General features: G+C 68.0%; 26 protein-coding genes and 1 pseudogene. 20 read left to right on the forward strand and 7 right to left on the reverse strand.

The window, feature by feature from the left end:
* Positions 1-82: 82 nt before the first annotated feature.
* Both AC3WVS_RS24325 and AC3WVS_RS24330 read right to left on the reverse strand, forming a co-directional pair.
* Positions 83-2,287, reverse strand: coding sequence for a phosphocholine-specific phospholipase C (locus AC3WVS_RS24325; RefSeq protein WP_492320656.1), 2,205 nt, complete (start codon positions 2,285-2,287; stop codon positions 83-85).
* Between the two features lie 47 nt (positions 2,288-2,334).
* Positions 2,335-2,544, reverse strand: coding sequence for a hypothetical protein (locus AC3WVS_RS24330; RefSeq protein ID WP_492320657.1), 210 nt, complete (start codon positions 2,542-2,544; stop codon positions 2,335-2,337).
* Between the two features lie 387 nt (positions 2,545-2,931).
* On the opposite strand from AC3WVS_RS24330, the gene AC3WVS_RS24335 reads away from it, so the two are divergent.
* Positions 2,932-3,618: a GntR family transcriptional regulator gene (locus tag AC3WVS_RS24335; RefSeq protein WP_492320658.1), complete on the forward strand. Its 687-nt coding sequence runs from the start codon at positions 2,932-2,934 to the stop codon at positions 3,616-3,618.
* A gap of 25 nt (positions 3,619-3,643) precedes the next feature.
* Here the strand turns inward: AC3WVS_RS24335 and AC3WVS_RS24340 are convergent, their stop codons facing one another.
* Together AC3WVS_RS24340 and AC3WVS_RS24345 are read right to left on the reverse strand one after the other, a co-directional pair.
* A complete protein-coding gene (locus AC3WVS_RS24340; protein ID WP_492320659.1) occupies positions 3,644-4,621 on the reverse strand; it encodes a Bug family tripartite tricarboxylate transporter substrate binding protein in 978 nt (325 codons plus the stop codon).
* Between the two features lie 55 nt (positions 4,622-4,676).
* Complete coding sequence (locus tag AC3WVS_RS24345; protein ID WP_492320660.1) at positions 4,677-5,912, reverse strand: CaiB/BaiF CoA transferase family protein; 1,236 nt, start codon at positions 5,910-5,912, stop codon at positions 4,677-4,679.
* 242 nt (positions 5,913-6,154) lie between these two features.
* On the opposite strand from AC3WVS_RS24345, the gene AC3WVS_RS24350 reads away from it, so the two are divergent.
* Together AC3WVS_RS24350 and AC3WVS_RS24355 are read left to right on the forward strand one after the other, a co-directional pair.
* Entirely contained in the window at positions 6,155-7,135 is a 981-nt protein-coding gene (locus AC3WVS_RS24350) for a quinone oxidoreductase family protein (protein WP_492320661.1), read from the forward strand.
* Between the two features lie 77 nt (positions 7,136-7,212).
* Positions 7,213-7,971: an enoyl-CoA hydratase/isomerase family protein gene (locus AC3WVS_RS24355; protein ID WP_492320662.1), complete on the forward strand. Its 759-nt coding sequence runs from the start codon at positions 7,213-7,215 to the stop codon at positions 7,969-7,971.
* A gap of 7 nt (positions 7,972-7,978) precedes the next feature.
* Here the strand turns inward: AC3WVS_RS24355 and AC3WVS_RS24360 are convergent, their stop codons facing one another.
* Positions 7,979-8,869, reverse strand: a complete 891-nt coding sequence (locus AC3WVS_RS24360) for a LysR family transcriptional regulator (RefSeq protein ID WP_492320663.1) — start codon at positions 8,867-8,869, stop codon at positions 7,979-7,981.
* 111 nt (positions 8,870-8,980) lie between these two features.
* On the opposite strand from AC3WVS_RS24360, the gene AC3WVS_RS24365 reads away from it, so the two are divergent.
* The 17 genes from AC3WVS_RS24365 to dmpG all read left to right on the forward strand — a co-directional run bounded on the left by AC3WVS_RS24365 (position 8,981) and on the right by dmpG (position 24,888).
* The gene (locus AC3WVS_RS24365; RefSeq protein WP_492320664.1) at positions 8,981-10,099 is read left to right on the forward strand and encodes a muconate/chloromuconate family cycloisomerase; all 1,119 of its coding nucleotides are present in this window, start codon (positions 8,981-8,983) and stop codon (positions 10,097-10,099) included.
* Between the two features lie 62 nt (positions 10,100-10,161).
* The gene (locus tag AC3WVS_RS24370) at positions 10,162-11,157 is read left to right on the forward strand and encodes a tripartite tricarboxylate transporter substrate binding protein (protein WP_492320665.1); all 996 of its coding nucleotides are present in this window, start codon (positions 10,162-10,164) and stop codon (positions 11,155-11,157) included.
* Between the two features lie 143 nt (positions 11,158-11,300).
* Positions 11,301-13,028 (forward strand): phenol degradation transcriptional regulator PoxR, encoded by a 1,728-nt coding sequence (poxR, locus tag AC3WVS_RS24375; protein ID WP_492320666.1) that lies wholly within the window; start codon positions 11,301-11,303, stop codon positions 13,026-13,028.
* A gap of 486 nt (positions 13,029-13,514) precedes the next feature.
* The gene (locus AC3WVS_RS24380; protein ID WP_013952185.1) at positions 13,515-13,739 is read left to right on the forward strand and encodes a phenol hydroxylase subunit; all 225 of its coding nucleotides are present in this window, start codon (positions 13,515-13,517) and stop codon (positions 13,737-13,739) included.
* 50 nt (positions 13,740-13,789) lie between these two features.
* Complete coding sequence (locus tag AC3WVS_RS24385) at positions 13,790-14,785, forward strand: aromatic/alkene monooxygenase hydroxylase subunit beta (RefSeq protein WP_492320667.1); 996 nt, start codon at positions 13,790-13,792, stop codon at positions 14,783-14,785.
* A 32-nt stretch (positions 14,786-14,817) separates the two neighbouring features.
* Complete coding sequence (locus AC3WVS_RS24390; protein WP_492320668.1) at positions 14,818-15,099, forward strand: MmoB/DmpM family protein; 282 nt, start codon at positions 14,818-14,820, stop codon at positions 15,097-15,099.
* 35 nt (positions 15,100-15,134) lie between these two features.
* The gene (locus AC3WVS_RS24395; protein ID WP_492320669.1) at positions 15,135-16,655 is read left to right on the forward strand and encodes an aromatic/alkene/methane monooxygenase hydroxylase/oxygenase subunit alpha; all 1,521 of its coding nucleotides are present in this window, start codon (positions 15,135-15,137) and stop codon (positions 16,653-16,655) included.
* 32 nt (positions 16,656-16,687) lie between these two features.
* Entirely contained in the window at positions 16,688-17,047 is a 360-nt protein-coding gene (locus AC3WVS_RS24400) for a phenol hydroxylase subunit P4 (protein WP_492320670.1), read from the forward strand.
* 37 nt (positions 17,048-17,084) lie between these two features.
* Positions 17,085-18,161 carry an NADH:ubiquinone reductase (Na(+)-transporting) subunit F gene (locus AC3WVS_RS24405; RefSeq protein ID WP_492320671.1) on the forward strand — a complete coding sequence of 359 codons (1,077 nt, stop codon included), beginning with the start codon at positions 17,085-17,087 and terminating at the stop codon, positions 18,159-18,161.
* 12 nt (positions 18,162-18,173) lie between these two features.
* A complete protein-coding gene (locus tag AC3WVS_RS24410) occupies positions 18,174-18,497 on the forward strand; it encodes a 2Fe-2S iron-sulfur cluster binding domain-containing protein (protein ID WP_492320672.1) in 324 nt (107 codons plus the stop codon).
* Between the two features lie 69 nt (positions 18,498-18,566).
* Positions 18,567-19,502, forward strand: a complete 936-nt coding sequence (locus AC3WVS_RS24415) for a catechol 2,3-dioxygenase (RefSeq protein WP_492320673.1) — start codon at positions 18,567-18,569, stop codon at positions 19,500-19,502.
* Positions 19,503-19,550: 48 nt separating this feature from the next.
* Positions 19,551-21,005, forward strand: a complete 1,455-nt coding sequence (locus AC3WVS_RS24420; protein ID WP_492320674.1) for a 2-hydroxymuconic semialdehyde dehydrogenase — start codon at positions 19,551-19,553, stop codon at positions 21,003-21,005.
* A 9-nt stretch (positions 21,006-21,014) separates the two neighbouring features.
* Positions 21,015-21,797: a 2-oxopent-4-enoate hydratase gene (dmpE, locus tag AC3WVS_RS24425; protein WP_492320675.1), complete on the forward strand. Its 783-nt coding sequence runs from the start codon at positions 21,015-21,017 to the stop codon at positions 21,795-21,797.
* A gap of 36 nt (positions 21,798-21,833) precedes the next feature.
* On the forward strand, positions 21,834-22,622 hold the full coding sequence (gene dmpH / locus AC3WVS_RS24430) for a 2-oxo-3-hexenedioate decarboxylase (protein WP_035816275.1): 789 nt from the start codon (positions 21,834-21,836) through the stop codon (positions 22,620-22,622).
* On the forward strand, positions 22,619-22,837 hold the full coding sequence (gene thmT / locus AC3WVS_RS24435) for a 2-hydroxymuconate tautomerase (RefSeq protein WP_492320728.1): 219 nt from the start codon (positions 22,619-22,621) through the stop codon (positions 22,835-22,837). The genes dmpH and thmT overlap by 4 nt, the downstream gene beginning before the upstream one ends.
* A 24-nt stretch (positions 22,838-22,861) precedes the next feature.
* Positions 22,862-23,806, forward strand: coding sequence for an acetaldehyde dehydrogenase (acetylating) (locus tag AC3WVS_RS24440; RefSeq protein ID WP_492320676.1), 945 nt, complete (start codon positions 22,862-22,864; stop codon positions 23,804-23,806).
* 17 nt (positions 23,807-23,823) lie between these two features.
* A complete protein-coding gene (gene dmpG, locus AC3WVS_RS24445) occupies positions 23,824-24,888 on the forward strand; it encodes a 4-hydroxy-2-oxovalerate aldolase (RefSeq protein ID WP_492320677.1) in 1,065 nt (354 codons plus the stop codon).
* Positions 24,889-24,925: 37 nt separating this feature from the next.
* On the opposite strand, the pseudogene AC3WVS_RS24450 reads toward dmpG, so the two are convergent.
* Positions 24,926-25,024: pseudogene (locus tag AC3WVS_RS24450) on the reverse strand (SAM-dependent methyltransferase); the annotation flags it as partial.
* A gap of 6 nt (positions 25,025-25,030) precedes the next feature.
* A complete protein-coding gene (locus tag AC3WVS_RS24455) occupies positions 25,031-26,755 on the reverse strand; it encodes a serine hydrolase (RefSeq protein ID WP_492320678.1) in 1,725 nt (574 codons plus the stop codon).
* Between the last annotated feature and the right edge of the window lie 15 nt (positions 26,756-26,770).

Consider the following 26,770-nt stretch of genomic DNA (forward strand, 5'->3'; position numbering starts at 1 on the left):
CGGCAGGGCGCCGGCCACGCTTACGCGACTTGCGTCGCACAATCTGCCCCTGGGCTCAACGCGAGCCCCGGGGCGTGCCGCATCAAACCACTCCCATCTCCGGATCGCTGACCGCGTCCTCGCCGGTCTCCATCCGCCCCGCAAAGCGCCGCGCGAACGACGGACTGGCCTCGCAGGTCACGACGAAGTCGTACCAGTTGCCGCTGTCGGCCACCGGCCATTCCAGCATTTCCACCTTGCCGCGCTTCACGGTTTGCGTCCACGGGCCGTCGTCGCGGTAGGCCAGTGCCGTGACGGTGAAGGTCACGTCGGCGTCGCTGTCGTTATGCAGCTTCACCTGGATCGTGGGCTTCTTGCACGGGTTGTAGCAGACCTGGATTTCGGTGGACGTGGTCACCGCTTCGTTGATGTCGCCGGAGAAGGCGCGGTGATAGCCGTTGGGCCCGAGCACCCACAGGTCGTACTTGCCGCCGTCGGCATTGATGTCCCACGCATCGTCCAGCGTCTTGCCGGCTTCGACCACGTAGCGGCGCGGAATGCGGTCGAGGTGCAGCTTGTCATAGACGTGGAACAGCGCGCCGGCCTGGTTGGTGCTGGCGTTGGCGAACAGCAGGCGGACTGCCCTGGATGCGGCGTCGACGCGTGCACTGGTGTGCAGTTCATATGGCAGCTTGCGCGACGGACGCGTGCCGGTGTCCTGCTCCGGCAGCGCGGGCGTGGCCGGCACCGGGATCGCCGGCTGGGTCTGCTGCCAGGCGGTCAGGCTGGTGGCGTCGGCACGGGTGGTGCGCCCCGCCAGCGTGGGCAGGGTCTCGGTGTTGGGCGTGGCGAAGTTGAAGGCGCTGGTCAGGTCGCCGCAGATGGCACGACGGTAGGCGCTGATCTGCGGCTCCATCACGCCGAAGCGCGCCTCCAGGAAGCGCAGCACCGAGGTGTGGTCGAACACTTCAGAGTTGACCCAGCCGCCGCGGCTCCACGGCGACACCACCCACATCGGCACGCGCGGGCCGGGGCCGAAGGGCTTGCCGTCCTGCGGCGGCTGCTTGGCCGTGGCGGGCTGGAAGTTGAAGTACTCGTAGGCCATCTGCTCGTCGTCGAGGGTCGACTTGCCGGCCAGCGTGCCGTCCAGGTTGCGTGACGGCGCGGTCGGCGGCGGGCTATGGTCGAAGAAGCCGTCGTTCTCGTCGAAGTTGATCAGCAGCACGGTCTTGCTCCAGACCTCGGGCGATGCCGTCAGCGCGTCCAGGATGGCCTGCACGTACCAGCCGCCCTTGGCCGGGCTGGACGGGCCGGGGTGCTCGCTGAACTCGGCCGGCGGGATGATCCACGACACCTCGGGCAGCTTGCCGTTGAGCACGTCGTCGCGCAGCGACTGCAGGAAGCCGCCGTCGGGCATGGTGTTGCAGAAGCCCTTGGCCAGCGGGCTGTACTGGTCGTCGATGTCCGGGTTGTAGGGCGGGTTGACGCCGGTGCCGGCGGTGTTGGAGAGCTTGCGCCCGACGGGCATCTTCTCCATCTCGGCGCGCCAGTGCCGGAAACTCATCATCTGGTTGCAGCCATAGTTGTCCGGCACGTTCTGGTAGACCTTCCAGCCCACGCCCGCGGCCTGCAGGCGGTCGGCGTAGGTCTTCCAGGTCCAGCCTTCGGTGGAGGGACCAACATCGGCGCCCGCGTTGAACTCATTGATCATCACCGCGACGTTGTCGCCGGTGGGACCGTTGCTGCCGGTCCAGTAGAACAGGCGGTTGGGGATGGTGCCGGTGTGCATCGCGCAGTGGTAGGCATCGCACAGCGTGAAGGCGTCGGCCAGCGCGCGCTGGAACGGGATCTCGGCGTCATCGTAGTAGCCCATCGACAGCGCCTTCTTGGCCACCGGCCAGCGGTCCATGCGGCCGTGGTCCCACGCGGCCTGCGCATCGGGCCAGGTGTGCGGCGTGCCGCCGGCGCGCTGCGCGTTGCCCAGGGTTTCGTCCAGGTGGTAGGGCGTCAGGAGATTGCCGTTGGCATCGGTCTGGTAGAACGCGTTCTTGCCATTGGGCAACGGGATCGCGAAGCGGTCACCGTAGCCGCGCACGCCCTTGAAGGTGCCGAAGTAATTGTCGAACGAGCGGTTCTCCAGCATCACCATCACGACGTGCTTGACGTCCTGGATGGTGCCGGTGGCGTTGTTGGCCTCGATCGCGAGCGCGCGGCGGATGCTGGGCGGAAAGCTGGCCAGCACCGCGGCGGCGGCGCCGGTGCCGAGGCTGGTCTTCAGGAACTGTCTTTTTGACGGGTTGAAGGTCATGGCTGTGGCTGGGTCGGTCTGTCGCTGGATCGAAAAAGGGGCCCGCTTCACGGGGCGCAACGCGTGGAGCAGGCGCCGGGCTGGTCAGGTTTGCCGGCGTTTTCCGGTTGGTTGCCGTTGGCGGCGGTGGGCTGCAGGGTGCCGCCGCTCGCGCCCGGCGAGTCGCCGCCGCCGCAGGCGGCAAGCATCAGTGCGAGGGTGATGGTGCCGGCCGCCAGCCATGGGCGGGTGGGACGCAACAGCAATGAGGGTCTCATTTGGTGCATTGCCTTGTAGTCGTTGAGGGGGATAACGATTGCCGAGCCCATGCGCCGACATCAGATGCAGGCGCATGGACTTCCGCAGCGCGGACGACAAGTGCGGGGAACTGGCCGGTTCGGGTGCGGTTGGCCTTGGCTTGTCGCGACAGCGGGCGATTGTTGATTGGTCAAATGTCAGATGTTTGACATCAAACACATTTGGCGATTTGGTTTTGTAACCAAAAGTGTCGCACTGGCAGAGTTGCCATTGCTGGCTGGCCCCGCCCACTCTTAGTCAAGCTGGCGTGCCGTGAGGCCACATCGTGTGCACACAACAGGCATCAATGAATACGCAGGGCAGGGTAGAATCACGCCATCCCCGTCCTCCGCACGCCGCCGCAGTCCATGTCTGAAGAAAAGAAGAGCCTGTCCGAAACCATCCGCGCCGCGATCGAGCAGGAGATTCTTTCTGGAAAGCTTCCCAGCGGCACCCAGCTGGAAGAGCAGCAACTGCTGGCGCGCTTCGGCGTGTCCCGCACGCCGGTGCGTGAGGCCCTGATCCAGCTTGAGTCGGCCGGCCTGGTGGACCTGGTCCCGCGCCAGGGCGCGATCGTATCGTCGATCACCCTGCGCGAGTACGCGGCGATGAACGAGATCCTGGTGCAGTTGGAGGCGCTGGCGGCGCGGCTGGCGGCGCGCCGTATCTCGGCGGCTCAGCGCACGGCGATGCAGGCCGCGTTCGAAGACTGCCGCGCGGCCGCGGAGCGTGCCGATTCCGACCGCTACCGCGAAGCCAACGATGCCTTCCATGACGTCATCTACGCGGCCTGCTGCAATGACATCCTGTCGCGGCAGATCCGCACCATGCGCGCGCGCATGCGCGGCATGCGCGACCTGCGCTTCGAGAAGCCCGCCCGCATCCTGGCCTCGCTGGCCGAGCATGAGGCGGTGATGAGCGCCATCGTGCGCGGCAACGAGGATGATGCCGCGGCCGCGATGGTCCGGCATATCGCCACCGGGGGCGACGTCTACGCGGACATGATCGCTTCCATGCCCGGCGACGAGGCCGGCGGCAAGCGCGGCCGGCGCTAGTCAATGACCGCGGGGGCAGGCAGGCTCAGTCCAGCTTGACGCCGGCCTGCTCGATCCGCGTCACGGCCGACTTGCCGTCAGCCGCGGCCCATTTGCCGAACTCCGCTGGCGACGCCGAGGTGGAGACCTCGCTGCCATTGGAAGCGAGCTTCGCGCGCAGCTGCGGATCAGCCATCACCTTGGCGGTGGCGGCAAAGAGCTTGTCGCGGATGCCGTCGGGCAGCCCGGCCGGCCCGTACAGCCCGAACCAGAAGGTGAAATCAAAGCCCGGCAGCCCCATCTCCGCCAGCGCCGGCAGGCCTGGCGCCACCGCCGATGGCTTGGGCGTGGTCACGCCGATCATTTTCACCACACCCTGCGTGCCCATCGGCAACACCGACGCCGCCGTGCCAAACGACAACTCCACCTCGCCCGCGGCAACGGCCTGCAGCGACGGTGCGCCGCCCTTGTAGGGCACGTGCGTCATCTTGACTCCGGTGGCCTTCTCGAACTGCAGCCCGGCGATATGCGGCGAGCCGCCGATGCCGGACGACGAGTAGTTGAACTTGCCCGGCTGCGCGCGCGCCTTGGCCACCAGGGTCTTGACGTCGTTGACGTTCAGGTTCTTGTTGACGGCCAGGATCAGCGGCGACACGGTCAGCCGCGTCACCGGGGTGAAGTCGGTCGCCTTGTAGCGGGCCTTGTAGAGCTGCTGGTCGATGCCATACAGCGTGGCCGTGGCCAGGCCCAGGGTGTAGCCGTCGGGGGCCGCCTGCGCCAGTGCCGCGGAAGCCAGCGTGCTGCCGGCGCCGGGCTTGTTGTCCACCAGCACGGTCTGGCCAAGCTCCTTCGACAAGGCCTCGCCGAACACGCGCGCGACATAGTCGGCCGCGCCCGCCGGCGTGTAGCCCACCAGCAGCCGGATCGGCCGGGTCGGGTAGTCCTGCGCAGCGGCCATGCCGGGCAACGCAGCCAGGGTGGCAAGAGCGGTGCCGATCGCGGCGCGCCCGAGGGTGTGTTTCATTGCTGTCTCCTTTTGTGTTCTCGTTGTCGCTATCGCGTGTCCTGGCCGCTGGCGCTCAGGACGCCACCTTGGCTTCGCGCAGGGCCGCGACGCCGGCTTCGTCATAGCCAAGCCCGCGCAGGATCTCGTCGGTGTGCTCGCCGGGATCGGGTGCGGCGCGGGCAAAGCGCTCGGGGTGCGGCGCGGCCGACAGGTTGATCGGCGAACGCAGCAGTTCCAGTGGCCCCAGCGCCGGGTGCTCGGCGGGCCGGGTCATGCGCAGGTGGCGCACCTGCGCATCCTCGAAGGCCTGGCCGATATCGAACACCGGCCCGCACGGCACGCCGGCGGCATTCAGGCGCGAAGTCAGTTCGGCCGCGGTGAAAGCAGCGGTGCACTGGTTGATGGCCTGGTCCAGCCGGTGGCGGTCGGCGGCACGGCCCGCGGCGGTCTGGAACGCGGGGTCTTCCAGCAGCCAGACGGCCTCGACGGTGCGGCAGAAGTTGGCCCACATGCGGTCAGTGCTGGCGGCGATATTGACCACGCCGTCGCGGCAGCGGTAGGTGCCCATCGGCACCAGCGTCGGGTGCGCATTGCCCTGCTGGCTCGGCACTTCGCCGTCGACGGTGTAGCGCGTGGCCTGGAAGTCCAGCTTGTTGAGCATGCCCTCGATCAGCGAGGTATGGACCCATTGGCCGCGGCCGGTGCGCGCGCGGTGCAGCAGCGCCAGCAGGATGCCCTGGCCCAGGAACATGCCCGCGGTGGTGTCGGAGATGGCAATGCCCACGCGCAGCGGGCCTTTGCCGGGCTCGCCGGTGACCGAACTCAGCCCCGACATGCCCTGCACGATCTGGTCCAGTCCCGGGCGCTCGCAATAGGGCCCGTCCTGGCCGAAGCCCGAGATGCTGGCCAGGATCACGCGCGGATTGATCGCGCTCAGGCGCTCATAGCTCAGCCCCAGCCGTTCCTTGACCACCGAGCGGAAGTTCTCCACCACCACGTCCGACCGGCGCACCAGGCGCGCCAGCACCTCGGCGCCCTGCGGCGTCTTCAGGTCCAGGCACAGGCTGCGCTTGTTGCGATGCAGGTTCTGCTCGTCCGAGCCGCGCCGCCGCCCGGTGACGGAACCGCGGTCCTGCGGCGGGGGCGGCTCCACGCGGATCACGTCGGCGCCCCAGTCCGACAGCAGGCGCACCGCCGCCGGGCCGGCGCGGGCGATGGACAGGTCCAGCACGGTGATGCCGGACAGCGGCAGGTCCGCAGGCGGGGCGTGAGGCCCGGCGGCTTCAGTGCCGGGAGGCAAAGACGTCATGGCAGTTCCTTGGCGATGGATTGTGAGAGTATACAAATAACAATCATAAAAATACGTATACGGAGTTTCCACGATGCGGAGCGCTGCGGGAAGGCGTAGGCTGCGAGGGCATTCATGCGGATTTGCGTCACCTGGATCCCATGGAAATGCCATTCGAGTCATATGGAATAGAGCGATCGGCGGCCAGGCGGCCGGGTCCAATCACCCCTGTGTCCGACCGACGCCCGAATTTGAGGATTTGTATGCTGACAGATGCCGTCTGTATTAACAGGGTGGGCGGACCTGAGGTGCTCGAGTCCTGCCAGGTCCCCGTACCGCCGCCCGGTCCTGGCGAACTGCAGCTGCGCCAGTCGGCCATCGGCCTGAATTTCGCGGACATCTACCAGCGCAAGGGCGCGCATGGCCCGCACACCGCGGCGCCGTTCCCGGTCACGCTGGGCTCGGTTGGCGCCGGCGAGGTGACCGCGGTTGGTCCTCATGTAGAAGGGTTCGAGGTCGGCCAGCGCGTCGCCTGCATGCATCCCGGCGCCTACCAGGTGACGCGCAACGTGCCAGCGGGCCGGGTCGTGCCTTTGCCGCACGCAATCCCGGAAGAGGTGGCCGGCGCCACGCTGCTGCGCGGGCTGACTGCCGAGTACCTGCTGCGCCGGCTCTACGCAGTGCAGCCGGGCGACGCCGTGCTGGTGCACGCCGCGGCCGGGGGCATGGGCGTGCTGCTGTCGCAGTGGGCGCGCGCACTCGGCGCGACCGTGATCGGCACCGTGGGCAGCGAGGCCAAGCGCGCGGTGGCGCTGGCACATGGCTGCCACCATGTCATCAATTACCGCGAGGCGGACTTCGTGGCCGAAGTGCAGGCGCTGACCGGCGGCGAGGGCGTGGCGGTGGTCTACGACGCCGTCGGCAAGAACGTGTTCGTGCCGTCGCTGCAATGCCTGCGGCCGTGCGGCATGGCGATCAACTACGGCACCGCGTCGGGCGACGTGGAGGCCTTCGACCTGCAGCTGCTGCACGCGCGCTCGCTGATCGTGTCGCGGCCGACGCTGCGCACCTACATTGCGAGCCCGCAGGCGCTGGCCAATGCCGCGGCCACACTGTTCGCCGCGGTCGCTGCCGGGCAGCTGCGCCTGGAGGTCAACCACCGTTACCCGCTGGCCGCCGTGCGCGACGCGCACCGCGACCTGGAGGGCCGGGCCACCACGGGCTCGGCCGTGCTGATTCCCTGAACCCCGGCGAGCACAAGATGAATCGCCGTCGCGCCCCGCAGGCCGGTGCCCAATGATCCCTACCTGGAGTTTTCCCGATGCACACTGATGGTTCCCTTCCTTCGCTCGACATTGCCGGTCATGTCGCCACGATCACGCTGCGCCGCCCGGCGGTGGCCAACCGCCTCGGGCCGGATGACCTGGCCGAGCTGCAACGGCATGTCGATGCCGTGAACGACAGCGACGTGCGCGTGCTGCGCCTGCGCGGCGCCGGCAAGTACTTCTGCAGCGGCTTCGATATCGGCAGGCTCGCGGCCGGGCAGCGCGGCGCCGGCTTCGAGACCCTGGTCAACGCGGTGGAAGACTGCCGTGCGGTGACCATTGCCGAGATCCACGGCGGCGTCTACGGCGGCGGCACGGACCTGGCGCTGGCGTGCGATTTCCGGCTCGGCACCGCCGCGGCGGACATGTTCATGCCCGCGGCGCGGCTGGGGCTGCATTTCTACCAGCGCGGCATGGAGCGCTATATCAGCCGGCTGGGCCTGAACCACGCCAAGCACCTGTTCCTGACCGCCGAGCGCATCGACGCCGACGAGATGTTCCGCCGCGGTTTCCTGACCGAGCTGCTGCCGGCGGAGCGCCTGCGCGAGCGCGCCGACCAGCTCAGCGACACCGTGGCCGGGCTGGCGCCGCTGGCGGTGCAAGGCATGAAGCGGCACCTGAACGCGATCGGGCGCGGCGCGCTGGATGCCGAGGCGCTGGCCGCCGACATCAGCCGGGCCACGCAGTCGCAGGACATCCGCGAAGGCGCGCTGGCCTGGAAGGAAAAGCGCAAGCCGCAGTTCACCGGCACCTGATGTAGGCCTACTGCGCCTGCCGCATCACCCATTCCACCGCCCGCGCCAGGAACGGTGACGTGTCGCCTTCGCGATAGCTCATGATCACCGGCGAGACGAAGCCCGGCGCGTCGATCGGGCAGTAGCGCACGTCGTCGCGATGCAGGCGCTGGATCGATGCCGGCACCAGGGTGATGCCGATGCCGGCCGCCACCAGCCCCAGCGCGGTCTGCAGCTCGTTGGCCTCCTGCGCCACACGCAACTGCAGGCCCTGCGCGCGGAACAGCGACAGCAGGTGGTCGGCATAGCTGGGCCGCGGCCGGGCCGGGTAAAGGATGAACGGCTGCGCCGCCAGCGCCTGTGGCGTCAGCGCCTTGCGGCGCGGCGCGGGCAGGCGTGCCGGCAGCGCGGCCACCAGGGGTTCGGCCATCACCACCTGCTGGCGGATGGCGGGGTCGTTCAGCGCGATGCGCCCAAAGCCCAGGTCGATGCGGCCGGCCTTGAGCGCCTCGATCTGCTCGACGGTGATCATCTCGGCCAGTCCCACCTCTACCTGCTGGTCGTGCCGGTCTGATTCGCGCAGCTCGCGGATCAGTTCCGGCAGCACGCCATACAGCACTGACGGCACGAAGCCGATGCCGAACCAGCGCTTGTCCTGCCGCCCGATGCGGCGCGTGCCTTCGATGGTCTCTTCCAGCCGCTGCGTCAGCTGCGTGGTCTGCTCCAGCAGGAAGCGGCCCGCTTCGGTCAGGCGCAGCCCGCGGCCGACGCGGTCGAACAGCGCCACGCCCACTTCATCTTCCAGCTGGCGGATCTGGCGCGACAGCGGCGGCTGTGCCATATGCAGCCGCTCGGCGGCGCGGGTGACGTTCAGTTCCTGGGCCACGACCTGGAAATAACGCAGGTGCCGGAGTTCCATTGCTGTCCTGTTTCCATACCTGCAAGGTATCGATCGAGACATCATCGGTCTTGGACGCAGGCAAAGTCAAGCCGCATACTTGGCCCCAATATCCATTTGCATCGACAAGGTATGACCACGACTATCACTTCGGTGGAGGCCATCCTGGTGGACCTGCCCACCATCCGGGCACACCAGCTGGCCATGGCCACCATGCAGCAGCAGACCCTGGTGATCGTGCGGCTGCGCTGCAGCGACGGCGTGGAGGGCATCGGCGAGGCCACCACCATCGGCGGCCTGTCCTATGGCGACGAAAGCCCGGAAGGCATCAAGCTGACCATCGACACCTACCTGGCCCCTGCGCTGGCCGGCCAGGATGCCACCAACGTGCATGGCGCGATGGCGCGCCTGGGCAAGGTCGCGCGCGGCAACCGCTTCGCCAAGTCAGCGCTGGAGACCGCCTTGCTGGATGCGCAGGGCAAGCGCCTGGGCGTGCCGCTGGCCACGCTGCTGGGGGGCGCGGTGCGCTCGACCCTGCCGGTGCTGTGGACGCTTGCCAGCGGCGACACCGCCCGCGACATCGCGGAGGCCGAGCAACTGCTGGCCGAGCGCCGCCACCATACCTTCAAGCTGAAGATCGGCCGGCGCAGCGTGCGCGACGACGTGGCCCACGTGGCCGCGATCAAGCGCGCGCTGGGCGAGCGGGCGCGCGTCACCGTCGACGTCAACCAGGCCTGGAACGAGGCCGACGCCGCCACCGGCATCGCCATGCTGGAAGCCGCCGGCATCGACCTGATCGAGCAGCCGACTCCGCGTGAGCAGCGCATGGCGCTGGCGCGTCTGGCAGCGCGCTTCGTGGTGCCGATCATGGCCGATGAAGCGGTGTGCGGCCCGGAAGACGCGATGGAGCTGGCGCGCATCGGCGGCGCCGACGTGTTCGCGCTGAAGATCGCCAAGGCCGGCGGCATCTTCGGCATGCTGCGCACCGCCGCGGTGGGCGACGCCGCCGGCATCGCGCTGTACGGCGGCACCATGCTGGAGGGCAGCGTCGGCACCATCGCCGCGGCGCATGGCTTCTGCACGCTGCCGCATCTGGCCTGGGGCACTGAGCTGTTCGGACCGCTGCTGCTCAAGGACGATATCGTGCAGCAGCGCCCCGAGTACCGCGACTTCAGCCTGCACCTGCCTGAAGGCCCCGGCCTGGGGCTGGCGCTGGACGAAGACAAGCTGGCGCACTACCGGCGCGGCTGAACTGGCAGGCCGCGCCCCCCGCATGGCACACCGGTGCCTGCACGCATCAAGTGAGGAGACCAATGAAGACGTTATTCCAGCGGCTGGCAAGCACCAGCCGCGCAGGGGCGCTGGCACTGGCTGCCGGCCTGTCGTTCGCAGCGCCGGCCGCGCACGCGGCCTATCCCGACCATCCGATCCGCTGGATCGTGCCGTTCCCCGCGGGCGGTGCCATGGACAACATCGCCCGCACGCTGGGCGAAGACATGTCGCGCACGCTGGGCCAGGCCATCGTGGTCGAGAACCGGCCGGGCGCCGGCGGCAATATCGGCGCCGAACTGGTGGCGCGCGCGCCCGCCGACGGCTACACGCTGATCATCGTCGCCAACGGCATGGCCGTGAACCCGGCGCTGTACGGCCGGCTGAGCTACGACCCGGTCAAGGACTTCGCGCCGGTGTCGCTGCTGGCGGTGGTGCCCAACGTGCTGGTGGCCAGCAAGGCGCGGCGCCAGGAAAGCACCGTCAAGGATGTGGTGGCGCACGCCAAGGCGGCGCCGGGCAAGTACACCTATGCCTCCGCCGGCAACGGCACCTCGATCCACCTGGCGGGCGAGCTGTTCACCTCGATGGCCGGCGTCGACATGCTGCATATCCCCTACAAGGGCAGCGGCCCGGCCATGACGGATCTGCTGGGCGGCCAGGTCGACTACATGTTCGACAGCATCACCTCGGCCAGGCCGCATATCGAATCGGGCAAGCTGACGGCGATCGCGGTCACCACCAGCAAGCGTTCCAGCGCGCTGCCCAACGTGCCGACGGTGGCGGAGGCCGGCCTGCCGGGCTATGAGCTGTCGCCGTGGTTTGCCGCCTTCGTGCCGGCGAAGACGCCGCAGCCGGTCATCGACGCGCTCAACCGCGCCATGCTCGAGGCTTTGGGGAAGCCGGCCGTGCAGAAGCGGCTGGCGCTGATCGGCGCCGAGCCGATCGGCAGTTCACCGGCGGTGCTGCGCGAGCACCTGGCGAAGGAAACCGATAAGTGGGGTGTGCTGATCCGCCAGCGGGGTATCCGGGCGGATTGAGCGGCCCGGCCCAGCGCGGCCGGTTGGGGTAGTCCCCGGGCAATGTCATTGCCCACCCCCGTTTCCCTTGGCACATAATGTGCATAAGCTGCCAGCCGAAAGGCACACTCGAGCGGATCACCCGCCGGCACTGAGGGGAGACAATGAGCAGTTCAACCGACAAGTTCTCGGCCACCATGCGCGATGGCCTGGCCGATCTTGCCCGCCGCCTGCGCTTCGCCATGGAGGAGGGTGCGATCTGGCTGGACGAGCAGCGCATGATCCTGATCCATACCGCCGCCCTGGGCGCGCTGCGCAAGGAACTGGTGGACACCCTGGGCATGGAGCGGGCGCGCGGCCTGTTCATGCGCATGGGCTTCCATTCGGGCATGCGCGATGCGGAGGTCGCGCGCAAGCTGCGCGCCGGCCACAGCGACTTCGGCCAGCTGGAGATCGGGCCCTGCCTGCATACCATCGAGGGGGTGGTGCGGGTCACGCCGGTCAAGGTCGACATCGACATCGCCGCCGGCATCTACGATGGCGAATTCCTGTGGGAAGACTCCTTCGAGGGCGACGTCCACCGCCAGCTGTTCGGCATCGTCGACGAGCCTGCCTGCTGGATGCAGATCGGCTACGCCACCGGCTACACCTCGGCGCTGATGGGGCGCACCATCCTGTATCGCGAGGTCGAGTGCATCGCCTGCGGGCACGCGCACTGCCGCATCATCGGCAAGCCGGTGGAAGCCTGGGAAGACGGCGCGCAGGCGCTGGCGCTGTACCAGCCCGATCCCGTGATCGAAACCATCATCGCCTTGCAGAGCGAGGTCGAGCACCTGCGCGCGCTGCAGGGCACCCCGGCCACGCCGGCCGACCTGGTCGGCACCTCGCCAGGCTTTCGCGCCGCCTGGAGCCTGCTGCAACGCGCCGCGGCCAGCAACGTGACGGTGCTGCTGCTGGGCGAGACCGGCGTGGGCAAGGAGCGGTTCGCGCAGGCGCTGCACAGCGTGAGCGGGCGCGCCGACAAGCCCTTCATTGCCGTGAACTGCGCGGCAATTCCCGATGAGCTGATCGAGTCCGAGCTGTTCGGCGTGGAAAAGGGCGCCTTCACCGGCGCCAGCCAGTCGCGCCCCGGGCGCTTCGAGCGTGCACATGGCGGCACCCTGTTCCTGGACGAACTGGGCGAACTCTCGGCCTCGGCCCAGTCCAAGCTGCTGCGCGTGCTGCAGGAGGGCGAGGTCGAGCGCGTGGGCGGCACCGGCACGCGCAAGGTGGACGTGCGGCTGGTGGCCGCCACCAATGTCGACCTGGCCGAAGCCGTGAAGCAGGGCACTTTCCGCAAGGACCTGTACTACCGCCTCAATGTCTACCCGGTCACGATCCCGCCGCTGCGCGAGCGCCTGGACGATATCCGGCCGCTGGCCGAGCGCTTCGTGGCCCGCTACGGCGCGCGCCACGGCAAGCGCATCGTCGGCATCACCGACCGCGCGCTGGCCGAGCTGCGCCACTATGACTGGCCCGGCAACGTGCGCGAACTGGAGAACGTGATCGAGCGCGGCGTGATCCTGGCCAGCCAGGGCGGCCAGATCACCGCCGACCACCTGTTCCTGCCGGGCACCGTGGCACCGGTGGTGGATACCGCGCCGCGGCTGGGCGCGGGCGGCACCTTGCCAGACCTGCGCGAAGCCGCGGTCCATGCGCTGCTGGACCAGATGTCAGAGCAGCAGCTGGCGCTGGGCGACGTCGAGACCGTGCTGATGGAGGCGGCCATGCAGCGGGCCGACGGCAATATGAGCCAGGCGGCGCGGTTGCTGGGCATTACGCGGCCGCAGCTGGCGTATCGGTGGAAGATGCGCGGCACGCGTGGGGGCAACGGGCACGGCAACGGTAACTGAGGCCGCTTTCAAGCTTCAAATGCTGAGGGAGCACACCCGCGTAGATCAAGCGCGTCCACACGATCCCCTGCGCCACCCATCTCCTCCGCTTCTCCCGGCTCCTCGCATTTCCCCCCTTGATCATTTGATGCAGCCCCGCCCGGCCGCGCATCGGCCCGAAGTTGCCCGATGCTGCACCGCGCCAGCGATTTTTCCCTGCCAGATCAAGTCTTCTCACCCAGCTTGCCCAGGCACGCTGCTGCGCCGCAGGGCAATCCCATCCGCATTGGCTCGCTGCCCGCAAACGCCCGCCCGGCGCGGCTTTTGATGATTTGATCAAGGCTTGCGGACAGCTTCATCAATTCATCGACAGGTTTCGCGCGGACCTTTCCGGGTTAACGCGCACGCTCGTCATCGCCAATTCCCCGCAACCCTTGTCCGACAACGCTTCGCGCTCGCTGGCACGGTCTTCGCAGTAAGGCCTGCGTCCAGCCAAAGGAGCGCGCCATGAACACCCCGTCGGTTCCCCTGTTCGAAGCCACGCCGCGCTATGTGCGGGTCGAGGGCCGCACCCCCGAAGGGTTTGTGCAGTTCGCCTTCAGCGTGGCCGACCCGGAGCTCAACGTCGAACTGATCATGCCGGAGCCGATGTTCGAAGCCTTCTGCTGCGTCAACCGCGTGCGCTTCCTGCCCCCGCTGGAAGCCGCGCCGCAGCCGCAAGCCGACGACTGACGCCGCAGCCACCGCATCACAAAGAGAGAAGGGATACAGGAGACCAAGCGATGCAAGTCGATATCAAGACCCAGCAGATCCAGCCGCTGCGCCAGACCTACGGCCATGTCGCGCGCCGCTTCGGCGACAAGCCGGCGTCGCGCTACCAGGAGGCGACCTACGACGTGCAGTCGGAGGTGAACTTCCACTACCGCCCCACCTGGGACCCCGGCTTCGAGCTGTATGACAAGCGCCGCACGGCGATCGTGATGCAGGACTGGTACGCGCTGAAGGACCCGCGCCAGTTCTACTACGGCGCCTACGTGACCGCGCGCGGGCGCCAGCAGGATGCCACCGAAAAGAGCTTTGCCTTCGTCGAGAAGCGCGGGCTGCTGCAGGCGCTGCCGGCCGAATGGCAGGAACGCCTGGCCACCGGCCTGCTGCCGCTGCGCCATGTGGAGTGGGGCGCCAACATGAACAACTTCTACTGCGCCGACTATGGCTGGGGCACGGCCATCACGCAGGCCTGCACCTATTGCGCGATGGACCGCCTGGGTATCGCCCAATACCTGTCGCGCATCGGCATGCTGCTGGACGGCAATACCGGCGTGGCGCTGGAGCGTGCCAGGGTGGCCTGGTTGGAGAGCGCCGCGTGGCAGCCGCTGCGCCGCTTTGTCGAGCACACCTTTGTCACCGGGGACTGGTTCGAGACCTTCGTCGCCCAGAACCTGGTGCTCGACGGGCTGCTCTACCCGCTGGTCTACCAGCATGCCGACGCGGTGATCGCGCGCGCCTGCGGCACCGGGCTGGCGGTGCTGACCGAATTCATGAACGACTGGCGCGACGAGCACGCACGCTGGGTCGATGCCGTGATCCAGGCCGCAGCGGCCGAGTCCGATGCCAACCGCGTGCTGCTGTCCGGCTGGGCGCGCGCCGCCTGCGCCGAGGTGGCGCAGGCGCTGGTGCCGGTGGCCGATGCGCTCACCGGCGAAGACGGCGCGCAGATGGTGGCGCTGTGCCGCGAGCAGTTCGAAGTCCGCCTGGGCAAGCTCGGCCTGGCTGCCTGATCCGCCCACAACGAACCCCACGGAGACACGCCATGTCAGCCACCGCTGCCAACGTCTACATCGCCCTGCAGAACAACGACGACACCCGACCCATCATCGACGCCATCACTGAAGCCAACCCGCATGCGCTGGTGTCGCAGTTCCCCGCCATGGTCAAGATCGACGCCCCCGGCCACCTGACCATCGTGCGCGAACTGGTGGCCGGCAAGCTCGGCCGCGACTGGGACCTGCAGGAGATCCACCTGAACCTGATCTCGCTGTGCGGAAACATCGACGAAGACGAAGACGCCTTCACGCTGCGCTGGAACGCCTGACCCGGCCGCGGCATAGAGAACATCACGGAGACATCATGGACGCACGCAAGAAGCTCAACCTGCGCGAGAAGTACGCCTCGATGACGCGGGACCTGGCCTGGGAAACGACCTACGAGCCGATGGACAAGGTCTTCCCGTTCGACAAGTACGAGGGCATCCGCATCCACGACTGGGACAAATGGGAAGACCCGTTCCGCATGACCATGGATGCCTACTGGAAATACCAGTCGGAGAAGGAGCGCAAGCTGTACGCGATCATCGACTCGTTCGTGCAGAACAACGGCCACCTGAACGTATCCGATCCGCGCTACCTGAACGCGCTGCGGCTGTTCCTGACCGGCGTGACGCCGCTGGAATACGCCGCCCACCGCGGCTACGCGCACCTGGGCAGGCATTTCCGCGGCGCCGGCGCGCGCGTGGCGGCGCAGATGCAGTCGGTCGACGAACTGCGCCACGCCCAGACCCAGCTGCACACGCTGTCGGTCTACAACAAGTACTTCCACGGCTTTGGCGAATGGCGCCACATGCATGACCGGGTCTGGTACCTGTCGGTGCCCAAGTCCTACTTCGAGGACGCGATGAGCGCGGGGCCGTTCGAGTTCATCACCGCGATCTCGTTCTCGTTCGAGTATGTGCTGACCAACCTGCTGTTCATGCCGTTCATGTCGGGCGCCGCCTACAACGGCGACATGGCCACGGTGACCTTCGGCTTCTCCGCGCAGTCCGACGAGTCGCGCCACATGACGCTTGGTTTGGAAGTGGTCAAGTTCCTGTGCGAGCAGGATCCCGGCAATATCCCGATCCTGCAGAAGTGGCTGGACAAGTGGTTCTGGCGCGGTTTCCGCCTGCTCACGCTGGTCGGCATGATGATGGACTACATGCTGCCCAAGCGCGTGATGTCGTGGGCCGAGGCCTGGGAGATGTACTTCGAGCAGGCGGGCGGGGCGCTGTTCAAGGACCTGGAGCGCTACGGCCTGCGCATGCCCAAGTACCACGAAGTGGCCACCCAGACCAAGGACCGCATCACGCACGAGGCCTGGGCCACCTTCTACAACTACGCGGGCGCGGCCGGCTTCCACACCTGGGTGCCCAAGGCCGACGAGATGGCATGGCTGGCCGAGAAGTATCCGCAGACCTTCGAGCGCTACTACAAGCCGCGCCTGGACCACTGGCAGGAGCGCCAGGAGGCCGGCGACCGCTTCTACAACGCCACGCTGCCGATGCTGTGCCAGACCTGCCAGATCCCGATGGTGTTCTCGGAGCCGGACGACCCGACCCAGACCTGCTATCGCGAAAGCAGCTACCACGGCATGAAGTTCCATTTCTGCTCGGACGGCTGCAAGGACATCTTCGACGACGAACCCGCCAAGTACGCGCAGGCCTGGCTGCCGGTGCACCAGATCTACCAGGGCAACTGCGGCGGCGCCACGCTGGAGGACGTGCTCAAGTGGTACCGGCTGAACCCGGGCGCTGACAACCTGGACTTCGAGGGCTCGCAGGACCAGCGCAACTGGAACGCGTGGAAGGGCATCGGGCCTGCCGCGGACGCCGCCTGAAGCGGCCCACATCACAAGACAAGGAGACAACCATGCCCGTCGTATCCATCGGCGACTACGCCTTCGAGGCGGCCGACCGCGAGGCCGTGTTCCACGGCAACCGGCTGCTCTATATCGGCTGGGACGGCCACCTGCTGTTCTGCGCGCCGCATTGCTTCCCGTTCCCGCCGTCCATGCCGCTGCGCGACGTGGTCGACAAGGTGCTGCCCGGCGTCTACGGCTACCACCCCGACTTTGCCCGCATCGACTGGGGCCAGGTGCAGTGGCTGCGCGGCGGCCAGCCCTGGCAGCCCGACCTGGCCCGCTCGCTGGAAGAGAACGGCCTGGGCCACAAGGACGTGATCCGCTTCCGCACGCCGGGGCTGGACGGCATCGGCGGCAGCCGCAGCTGACCCACACGGGCGAAGGCACCACCGGAAGGAGACCAAGATGTATTCGCTGACGATTGAACCGATCGGGCAGACCATCCCCATCGCTCCCGGGCAGACCGTGCTGGACGCGTGCCTGCGCAACGGCGTGTGGCTGCCCCATGCCTGCTGCCACGGGCTGTGCGCCACCTGCAAGGTGCAGGTGGTGGACGGCGAGGTCGAGCAGGGCGAGGCCTCCAGCTTCGCGCTGATGGATTTCGAGCGCGACAACGGCCAGTGCCTGGCCTGCTGCGCGACCGCGCAGTCGGACCTGGTGATCGAGGCCGACATCGAGGAAGACGCCGATGCGCTGGGCCTGCCGCTGGCCGACTATCGCGCCGAAGTTGTCGAGACGCGCGCCCTGACGCCCACCATCCTGGGCATCTGGCTGCGTGTGAAGGATGGCGGACGCACGGCCTTCCAGGCCGGTCAGTACGTCAACCTGAACGTGCCGGGCTGCGACCAGCCGCGCGCGTTCTCGCTGGCCAACGCGCCGGGCGACGACCTGGTCGAGCTGCACGTGCGGCGCGTGCCGGACGGGCAGGCCACCGGCTACCTGCACGACCAGCTGGCGGTCGGCGACGAACTATCGTTCTCGGCGCCCTATGGCCGCTTCTTCGTGCGCAAGTCGGCGCAGGTGCCGATGCTGTTCCTGGCGGGCGGGTCCGGCCTGTCGAGCCCGCGCGCGATGATCCTGGACCTGCTGGCCGCCGGCGAAACCCTGCCGATCACGCTGGTGCAGGGCGCGCGCAACCGCAGCGAGCTGTATTACGACGCGGAGTTCCAGGCGCTGGCGCAGGCCCACCCCAACTTCCGCTACGTGGCGGCGCTGTCGGAGGAACCCGCAGACAGCGGCTGGAACGGCGCGCGCGGCTACGTGCACGATGTGCTGCGCCAGCTCTACGCGAACGGGAACGAGGACGGCAACGCTGACTTCCGCGGCCACAAAGCCTATCTGTGCGGGCCGCCGCCGATGATCGAAGCGTGTATCCGCACGCTGATGCAGGGGCGGCTGTTCGAGGCGGACATCCACACCGAGAAGTTCCTGTCCGCGGCCGATGCGCAGAACAGCGCGCGCAGCCCGCTGTTCAAGATCTGAGGGAGGCGCGCCATGCATACCGTCGAGATCGCCGGCAGCGGGCTGCGTTATCCGTGCGCACCGGAGCAGAACCTGCTGCGGGCCATGGAAGTGCTGGGCCGGCGCGGCATTCCCGCCGGCTGCCGCGGCGGCGGCTGCGGCGTGTGCAAGGTCCGCATCGAGGCCGGGCATTACCACGCCGGCAAGGTCAGCCGGGCCTGCCTGTCCGAAGCGGAGGAGCGCGACGGACTGGTGCTGGCCTGCAAGACCTATCCGGACAGCGATATCCGGCTGCAGCCGGTGGCCCTGCTGCAGCGCTGCCTGGAAAAGCAGTGGCGGCGCGAGCAGGGCCGGTAGCAAGCGAACGAAGCACAAGCAAAGAAGGTGGCACCCACACAACGCCACCACCACACCAGGAGACCCATCATGGCATTGACAGGCGTATTGCGACCGGGGCACGTGGCCCTGCGCGTGCTGGAGCTGGAGCCGGCGCTGAAACACTATACCGAGGTGCTCGGCTTGATCGAAACCGCGCGCGATGCGCAGGGCCGGGTGTTCCTGAAGGCCTGGGACGAGCATGACCATCACAGCGTGGTGCTGCGCGAGGCCGACAGCCCGGGCATGGACTACATGGGCTTCCGCGTCGACAGCGGCCACACGCTGGAGCGGCTGGCGCGGGAGGTGGAGCAATCCGGCCTGGCCGCCGATTGCCAGTGGATCCCCGCCGGCGAGCATCCGCACACCGGCGTGCGCTTTCGCTTCACCATCCCGACCGGCCATGCCATCGAGTTGTTCGCCGACAAGGACAAGCTCGGCTGCAACACCGGCGACCTCAACCCCGATCCCTGGCCGGACGACCTGCGCGGCATGGCGCCCAGCCGCTTCGACCACTGCCTGCTGTACGGCGACGATGTCGACGGCACGGTCAGGCTGTTCCGCGAAGTGCTGGGCTTCTCGCTGGCCGAGCAGGTGGTGGCGGGGCCGGACGGCGAAATGCTGATCGGCGCCTTCCTGACCTGCTCCAACAAGGCGCACGACATCGCCTTTATCCGCCACCCGGAGAAGAACCGCTTCCACCACGCCTCGTTCCTGCTCGACAACTGGAGCGAAGTGCTGAAGGCGGCCGACATCATCTCCAAGAAGGACGTCTCGCTCGATATCGGCCCGACCCGCCACGGCATCACGCGCGGCGCGACGATCTATTTCTTCGACCCCTCCGGCAACCGCAACGAGGTCTTCTCCGGCGGCTATATCCACTATCCGGACAAGCCCACCATCACCTGGACCGACAACGAACTCGGGCGCGCGATCTTCTACCACGACAGGAAGCTGAACGAAGCATTCCTGAATGTGCTGACCTGAGTCCCCGCCCTGGCTCAATCGAAGAGGCTGAAACTCAAGAGAACCAACATGAAAGACTTCAAGAACTTCATCAACGGTGAGTGGGTCGGCACCGCACGCACGTTCGAGAACCGGAACCCCGCCGACAACAGCGTGATCGGCCACGTGCACGAGGCCGGCCAGGCCGAGGTCGACGCCGCGGTACAGGCCGCGCGCCGTGCGCTGCACGGCCCCTGGGGCCGCATGACCGTCGCGCAGCGGGTCGAGCTGCTGCACGCGGTGGCCGACGGCATCAACCGCCGCTTCGACGAATTCGTGCAGGCCGAGATTGCCGATACAGGCAAGCCCTTCGGGCTGGCCAGCCATATCGACATCCCGCGCGGCGCGGCCAACTTCAAGGTCTTTGCCGACCTGATCCGCAACGTGCCGACCGAGAGCTTTGCCATGGACACGCCCGATGGCGGCAAGGCCATCAACTACGCGGTGCGCAGCCCGCGCGGCGTGATCGGCGTGGTGTGCCCGTGGAACCTGCCGCTGCTGCTGATGACGTGGAAGGTCGGGCCGGCGCTGGCCTGCGGCAATACCGTGGTGGTCAAGCCCTCGGAGGAGACCCCTGCCACCGCGACGCTGCTGGGCGAGGTGATGAACGAGGCCGGCGTGCCGCCCGGCGTCTACAACGTGGTGCACGGCTTTGGCCCGGATTCGGCCGGCGCGTTCCTGACCGCGCACCCGCAGGTCAACGGCATCACCTTCACCGGCGAGACCCGCACCGGCGAGGCCATCATGAAGGCCGCGGCCAACGGCGTGCGGCCGGTGTCGTTCGAGCTGGGCGGCAAGAACGCGGGCATCGTGTTCGCCGATGCGGACTTCGACAAGGCCGTGGCCGGCATCATGCGCTCGGCGTTCGAGAACAGCGGCCAGGTGTGCCTGGGCACCGAGCGCGTCTACGTGCAGCGGCCGATCTTCGAGCGCTTTGTCGCCGCGCTGAAGGCGAAGGCGGAGGGCCTGAAGCTGGGCCGGCCCAGCGAGCCCGGCGTGAACATGGGCCCGCTGGTGTCGCACGAGCATCGCGACAAGGTGCTGTCCTATTACCGCAAGGCCGCCGAGGCCGGCGCGACCGTGGTCACCGGCGGTGGCGTGCCGCAGATGCCGGGGGCGCTGGCCGAAGGCGCCTGGGTGCAGCCCACCATCTGGACCGGCCTGCCGGAAAGCGCCGCCGTAATCCGCGAGGAGATCTTCGGGCCCTGCTGCCATATCGCCCCGTTCGACACCGAAGAGGAAGTCATCGCGCTGGCCAACGACACCCCGTACGGCCTGGCCGCCACGGTCTGGACCGGCGACCTCGGCACCGCGCACCGCATGGGCAGCGCGCTGGACGTTGGCATCTGCTGGATCAATGCCTGGTTCCTGCGCGACCTGCGCACCGCCTTTGGCGGCGCCAGGCAGTCCGGCATCGGCCGCGAGGGCGGTGTCCATTCGCTCGAGTTCTACACCGAGCTGCGCAACGTCTGCGTCCGCCTGTGAGGTTCCGTCATGCATAACGAACTTATCCTTGAGATCGGCGCCAGCCTGCACCATGCTCTGGCCTCCCGTCGCCCGGTGGCGCCGCTGACCGAATCGTGGCCGGAGCTGAGCATCGACGATGCCTACCGCATCCAGCTGGCGATGGTGCAGCACCGGCTCGACGCCGGCGAGCGCGTGGTCGGCAAGAAGATCGGTGTGACCAGCCGCGTGGTGATGGACATGCTCGACGTGCGCCAGCCCGACTTTGGCCACCTGCTGTCCGGCATGGTCTACCCCGACGGCGCGGCGATTCCCGCCGACACCCTGATCGCGCCCAAGGCCGAAGGCGAGATTGCCTTCGTGCTGAAGGAAGACCTGGAGGGGCCGGGCGTGACCAATGCCGACGTGCTGCGCGCCACCGCCTATGTGCTGCCTTGCTTCGAGATCGTCGATTCGCGCATCCGCGACTGGAAGATCCGCATCCAGGACACCGTGGCTGACAACGCATCGTCAGGCGTGTTCGTGCTGGGCGATGCCGCGGTGGACCCGCGCAGCGTGGACCTGGGCACGGTCGGCATGACGCTGGAGAAGAACGGCGAGATCGTCGCCACCGGCGCCGGCGCGGCCGCGCTCGGGCATCCCGTCAATGCGGTGGCGTGGCTGGCCAATACCCTTGGCCGGCTGGGCATTGGCCTGAAGCGGGGCGAGGTGATCCTGTCCGGCTCTCTTGCCGCGATGGTGCCCGTAACCGCCGGCGACCAGCTGCGCATCAGCCTGGGCGGCATCGGCTCGGCCGGCGTGCGCTTCGTCTGAACCCGACCCTTTTTCCAATTCAGCGCAGGACAAGCCATGAACCTGACACAAGACACCATTGCCCGGCTCGCCGAGCACCTGGAGAACGCCGAGCTGCAGCGCGAGGCGGTGCGCAAGATCACCGACGAATACCCGGACATGGACTGGGACGATGCCTACGCCATCCAGGACGCCATCCGCGCGCGCAAGGAGGCGCGCGGCACCCGTATCGCCGGGCTCAAGATGGGCCTGACTTCGTTCGCCAAGATGCGCCAGATGGGCGTGAGCGACCCGGTGTACGGCTTCCTCACCGACTATGGCGCCTGCATGGACGGCGCGGCCATCGATACCGGCACGCTGATCCACCCCAAGGTGGAAGCGGAGATCGCCTTCGTGCTGAAGGCGCCGCTCAAGGGGCCAGGCTGCCATATCGGCGACGTGCTGGCCGCGACGGACTTCGTGGTGCCGGCGGTGGAGGTGATCGACTCGCGCTACGAGAACTTCCGCTTCGACCTGAAGAGCGTGATTGCCGACAACACCTCGTCGGCGCGCTTCGTCGTGGGCGGCACGCACCGCGGCGCCGAGGGGCTGGACCTGAAGAACCTGGGCGTGGTGCTGGAGAAGAACGGCGAGGTGGTGGCCACCGCCGCCGGCGCGGCGGTGCTCGGGCATCCGGCCAACAGCGTCGCCATGCTGGCCAACATGCTGGGGGCGCGCGGGCGCGAGCTGCCGGCGGGCACTTTCATCATGACCGGCGGCGTGACCGAGGCCATCGCGGTGGCGGCCGGCGACAACATCACTGTTCGCTACCAGCACCTGGGCACGGTATCGATGCGCTTCACCTGAACCGCGTAGCAAGGAGACACACCATGCCAATCATGCAGGTCTTCCTGATCGAAGGCCGTACCGACGAACAGAAGGCGCGCCTGATCCGCGCGCTCACCGATGCCGCGGTCGAAGCGGTGGGCGCGCCGGTGGAAACCGTGCGCGTGATGATCACCGAGGTGCCGAAGGCGCAGTTCGGCATCGGCGGCAAGACCGCCATGGAACTGGGCCGCTGACACCCACGCGAAAAGGACAACGACATGGACATGAAAACAAGCTGCCGCCACAAGGTGGCCATCATCGGGTCCGGCAATATCGGCACCGACCTGATGATCAAGGTGATGCGCCACGGCCGGAGCCTGGAGATGGGCGCCATGGTGGGTATCGATGCCGCGTCGGACGGGCTGGCCCGCGCCGCGCGCCTGGGCGTGCCGACCACGGCCGCGGGCATCGACGGGCTGGTCGGCATGCCGGGCTTCGGCGATATCCACATCGCCTTCGATGCCACCTCGGCCGGTGCCCATGCGCACCACAACCGCGTGCTGCAGCAGCACGGCGTGCGCGTGATCGACCTGACGCCGGCGTCGATCGGCCCGTACGTGGTGCCCGTGGTCAACCTGGACCAGCACCTGGACGCCCCCAACATCAATATGGTCACCTGCGGCGGCCAGGCCACCATCCCCATGGTGGCGGCGGTGTCGCGCGTGGCCAGAGTGCACTACGCCGAGATCGTGGCGTCGATCTCGAGCAGGTCGGCCGGGCCGGGCACGCGCGCCAATATCGACGAGTTCACCGAGACCACCAGCCAGGCGCTGTGCTCGGTGGGCGGTGCCGCGCGCGGCAAGGCCATCATCGTGCTCAACCCGGCGGAACCGCCGCTGATGATGCGCGACACGGTCTTCACCTTGTCGGAGGACGGCGATGAAGCGGAAATTGCGGCGAGCGTCGAAGCGATGGCGCAGGCAGTGCAGGGCTACGTACCGGGTTACCGGCTCAAGCAGCGCGTGCAGTTCGAGCGTATCGCCGCGTCGGCGCCATTGAATATCCCCGGCCTGGGACCGATGAGCGGGCTCAAGACCTCGATCTTCCTGGAAGTGGAGGGCGCCGCTCATTACCTGCCGGCCTATGCCGGCAACCTCGACATCATGACCAGCGCCGCACTGGCCTGCGCCGAGCGCCTGGCCGAGACCCGGCTGTCCGCATGAGCCGCAGGGAGACAAAGATGACCGCACAACCCACCAAGAAGCTCTACATCTCGGACGTGACGCTGCGCGACGGCAGCCACGCCATCCGCCACCAGTACAGCCTGGCCCACGTGCGCCGCATCGCGGCCGCGCTCGACGCCGCGCGCGTGGATTCGATCGAGGTCGCGCACGGCGACGGGCTGTCGGGCTCCAGCTTCAACTATGGCTTTGGCGCCCATACCGACCTGGAATGGATCGCCGCCGTGGCCGAGACCGTGCGCCATGCCCGCGTGGCCACGCTGCTGCTGCCGGGGGTGGGCACCGTGCACGACCTGCGCGCCGCCTACGACGCCGGCGCGCGCGTGGTGCGCGTGGCCACGCACTGCACCGAAGCCGATGTCTCGCGCCAGCACATCGAATATGCGCGCGAACTCGGCATGGACACCGTTGGCTTCCTGATGATGAGCCACATGACCACGCCCGCGGCGCTGGCGCAGCAGGCGAAGCTGATGGAAAGCTACGGCGCCCAATGCGTGTATGTGGTCGATTCCGGCGGTGCGCTGGGCATGCAGGACGTGCGCGAGCGCTTCCGCGCCTTCAAGGACGTGCTCAGGCCGGAAACCCAGACCGGCATGCACGCCCATCACAACCTGAGCCTGGGCGTGGCCAACTCCATCGTCGCGGTGGAAGAGGGCTGCGACCGCATCGACGCGAGCCTGGCCGGCATGGGCGCCGGCGCTGGCAACGCCCCGCTGGAAGTCTTCATCGCCGCCGCCGAGCGCCTGGGCTGGCAGCATGGCTGCGACCTCTACACGCTGATGGATGCCGCCGACGACATCGTGCGCCCGCTGCAGGACCGCCCGGTGCGCGTCGACCGCGAGACCCTGGCGCTGGGCTACGCCGGGGTCTATTCCAGCTTCCTGCGCCATGCCGAGGCCGCCGCGGCGCGCTACGGCCTGGGCACGGTCGACATCCTGGTCGAGCTGGGCCGGCGGCGCATGGTGGGCGGGCAGGAAGACATGATCGTGGATGTGGCGCTGGACTTGCTGGCGCGGCGCAGTGCGCAGGCGGGGCAGGGCGTGTCGTCGGCGGCGGTGGCCTGACCGTCGGCAGGGGCGGTCGGGGCGACGCCGGCGCGGCCCTTGCCGCAACGATCGCCAGCATCGGGCGCTCACGCTCCATGGCCAGGGCCGGCTGCGCGGCAACCTGCGCGTCAGTCGGTCCCCATTCCTCCACGTGCGCAAGTCATGTTGCACCCCCATGAAGGAGGTCGATTTCAGCCTTCAACGCCAGGAACGTCCCGTTCGGCTGGCAAAACACCAGCGCGTCGACGCAGCCTTCTGCCGGCGCACGAAACTCCACGCGCCAGCCGGGCAACTCCACGATCTCGAAGGTCCGTCCCTCGGACGGCAGCAGGTGGTAGCGGGGTTGCCCGGTAATGGTCATGTGCAGGTGCCCGGCCGCATCCAGTGCGACCTCGATGCGCTGCACGCTGTGCCGGTACTCGCCGACGCAGCGTGCGCGGAAGGCGGCCGTGGTTGCGTCGCCGCTTGCCATGCGGTGGAAGACAATATCGTCGACCAGCGGCTCCAGCGGTGCCGCAATGCGGTCAATGGTGCCTTCCCGGTTGTAGAGGAAGGTGAGGGCCAGGTTGTCGGGATAGATCTCGGCGGGCTTTTCGGCGGTGCTGAACACATCGTAGTGGCGATGGGCGAGCTGGCCGGCCATGCCGCGCCAGCGCCAGGAGAGCGTATCGCCAGCCACACCGATGGTGACCTGCCCGTACGCGGGGTGCGAGTAGTCGCCCGCGTAATCTTGCAGCGGATGGCTGGGGCTGGTGCCGGTATGCTGCCGCGCTTGCCGTGCCGCCTGGTTGATCTGCAGCTGCGCGAGCATTTCGTGGCGCCGGGCCTGCATGCGGGTGAACCAGTCGATGGGCGGGTGCCCGCACAACTGGTCCAGGGCCGCATACGTCAGCAGCGCGGTCACCGCGCTGGGTGCCCGGTTGGTCAGCACCGCAATGCCGATGCGCCTGGATGGCATCAGCGTCATCAGCGTCGCCCAGCCCAGCCAGCTGCCGGAGTGCGAGACCGTGCGCTCGCCGCGGTATTGCTCGACCGTGAGGCCAAGGCCGTAATGCTGATCGCCGACTTCCGCGAACTCCGACATGCCGATATGCACGCCTGGCGTCATCATGTCGCGCACGATCGCCGGCGATAGCAGCGCTCGCCCGCCAACCCTGCCTTCATCCAGCAGGCAGCGCATCCATTTCGTCAGGTCCTCCACCGAGGTGGCGAGGCCACCGGCCGGTTTCACAATGGAGGACCAGTTTGCACGCAAGCACTCGCTTGCAACCATCGTATGCGGGTGCGCGTGGTCGGGAGCGGCGGCCAGGGCCTCGGCGGAGAAACCGAAGCGTGAGAAGCCGAGCGGGCGCAGCAGGCGTTCCTCGGTGAAGTCCTCCCAGCGCTGGCCGCTGAGGCGCTCGGCCACATGGCCGGCGATCACGTAGCCAAGATTCTGGTACTGCCAGCGTTCGCGCAGGTCACGGCTGGGCGCCAGGTGGCGCAGCCGTGCCAGCAGCTCGCTGGTATCAAGGTCACCCGGTGTATGGAGCCAGTCGTGGCGCGGCATGCCGCTGTGGTGGCAGAGCAGGTCGCGAAGCGTGATGCGCTCGGTGGCGACGGCATCGTGCAGCCGGAATCCCGGGATCAGGTCGCGCACGGGCGTGGCCCAGTCGAGCCTGCGCTCGTCCACCAGCAGGCCCAGGCCGGCGGCGGTGAAGGACTTGGTGATCGAGCACAGCATGAACTGCGTGGCCGTTGTCACCGGTGCTGGTCCGGCGCTGTCGCGGACGCCGTAGCCCCGCATCAGGACAGGCTCGCCGTCGCGGATCACGGCCAGCGCAAGCCCGGGGATCTTCCAATCGGCCATCGACTTTTCAACCAGTGCATCGAATCCGTTCAGCATGGGGCGTTCCTGGGG

The organism is Cupriavidus sp. CPT47-8839-RL05A (assembly GCF_058792255.1).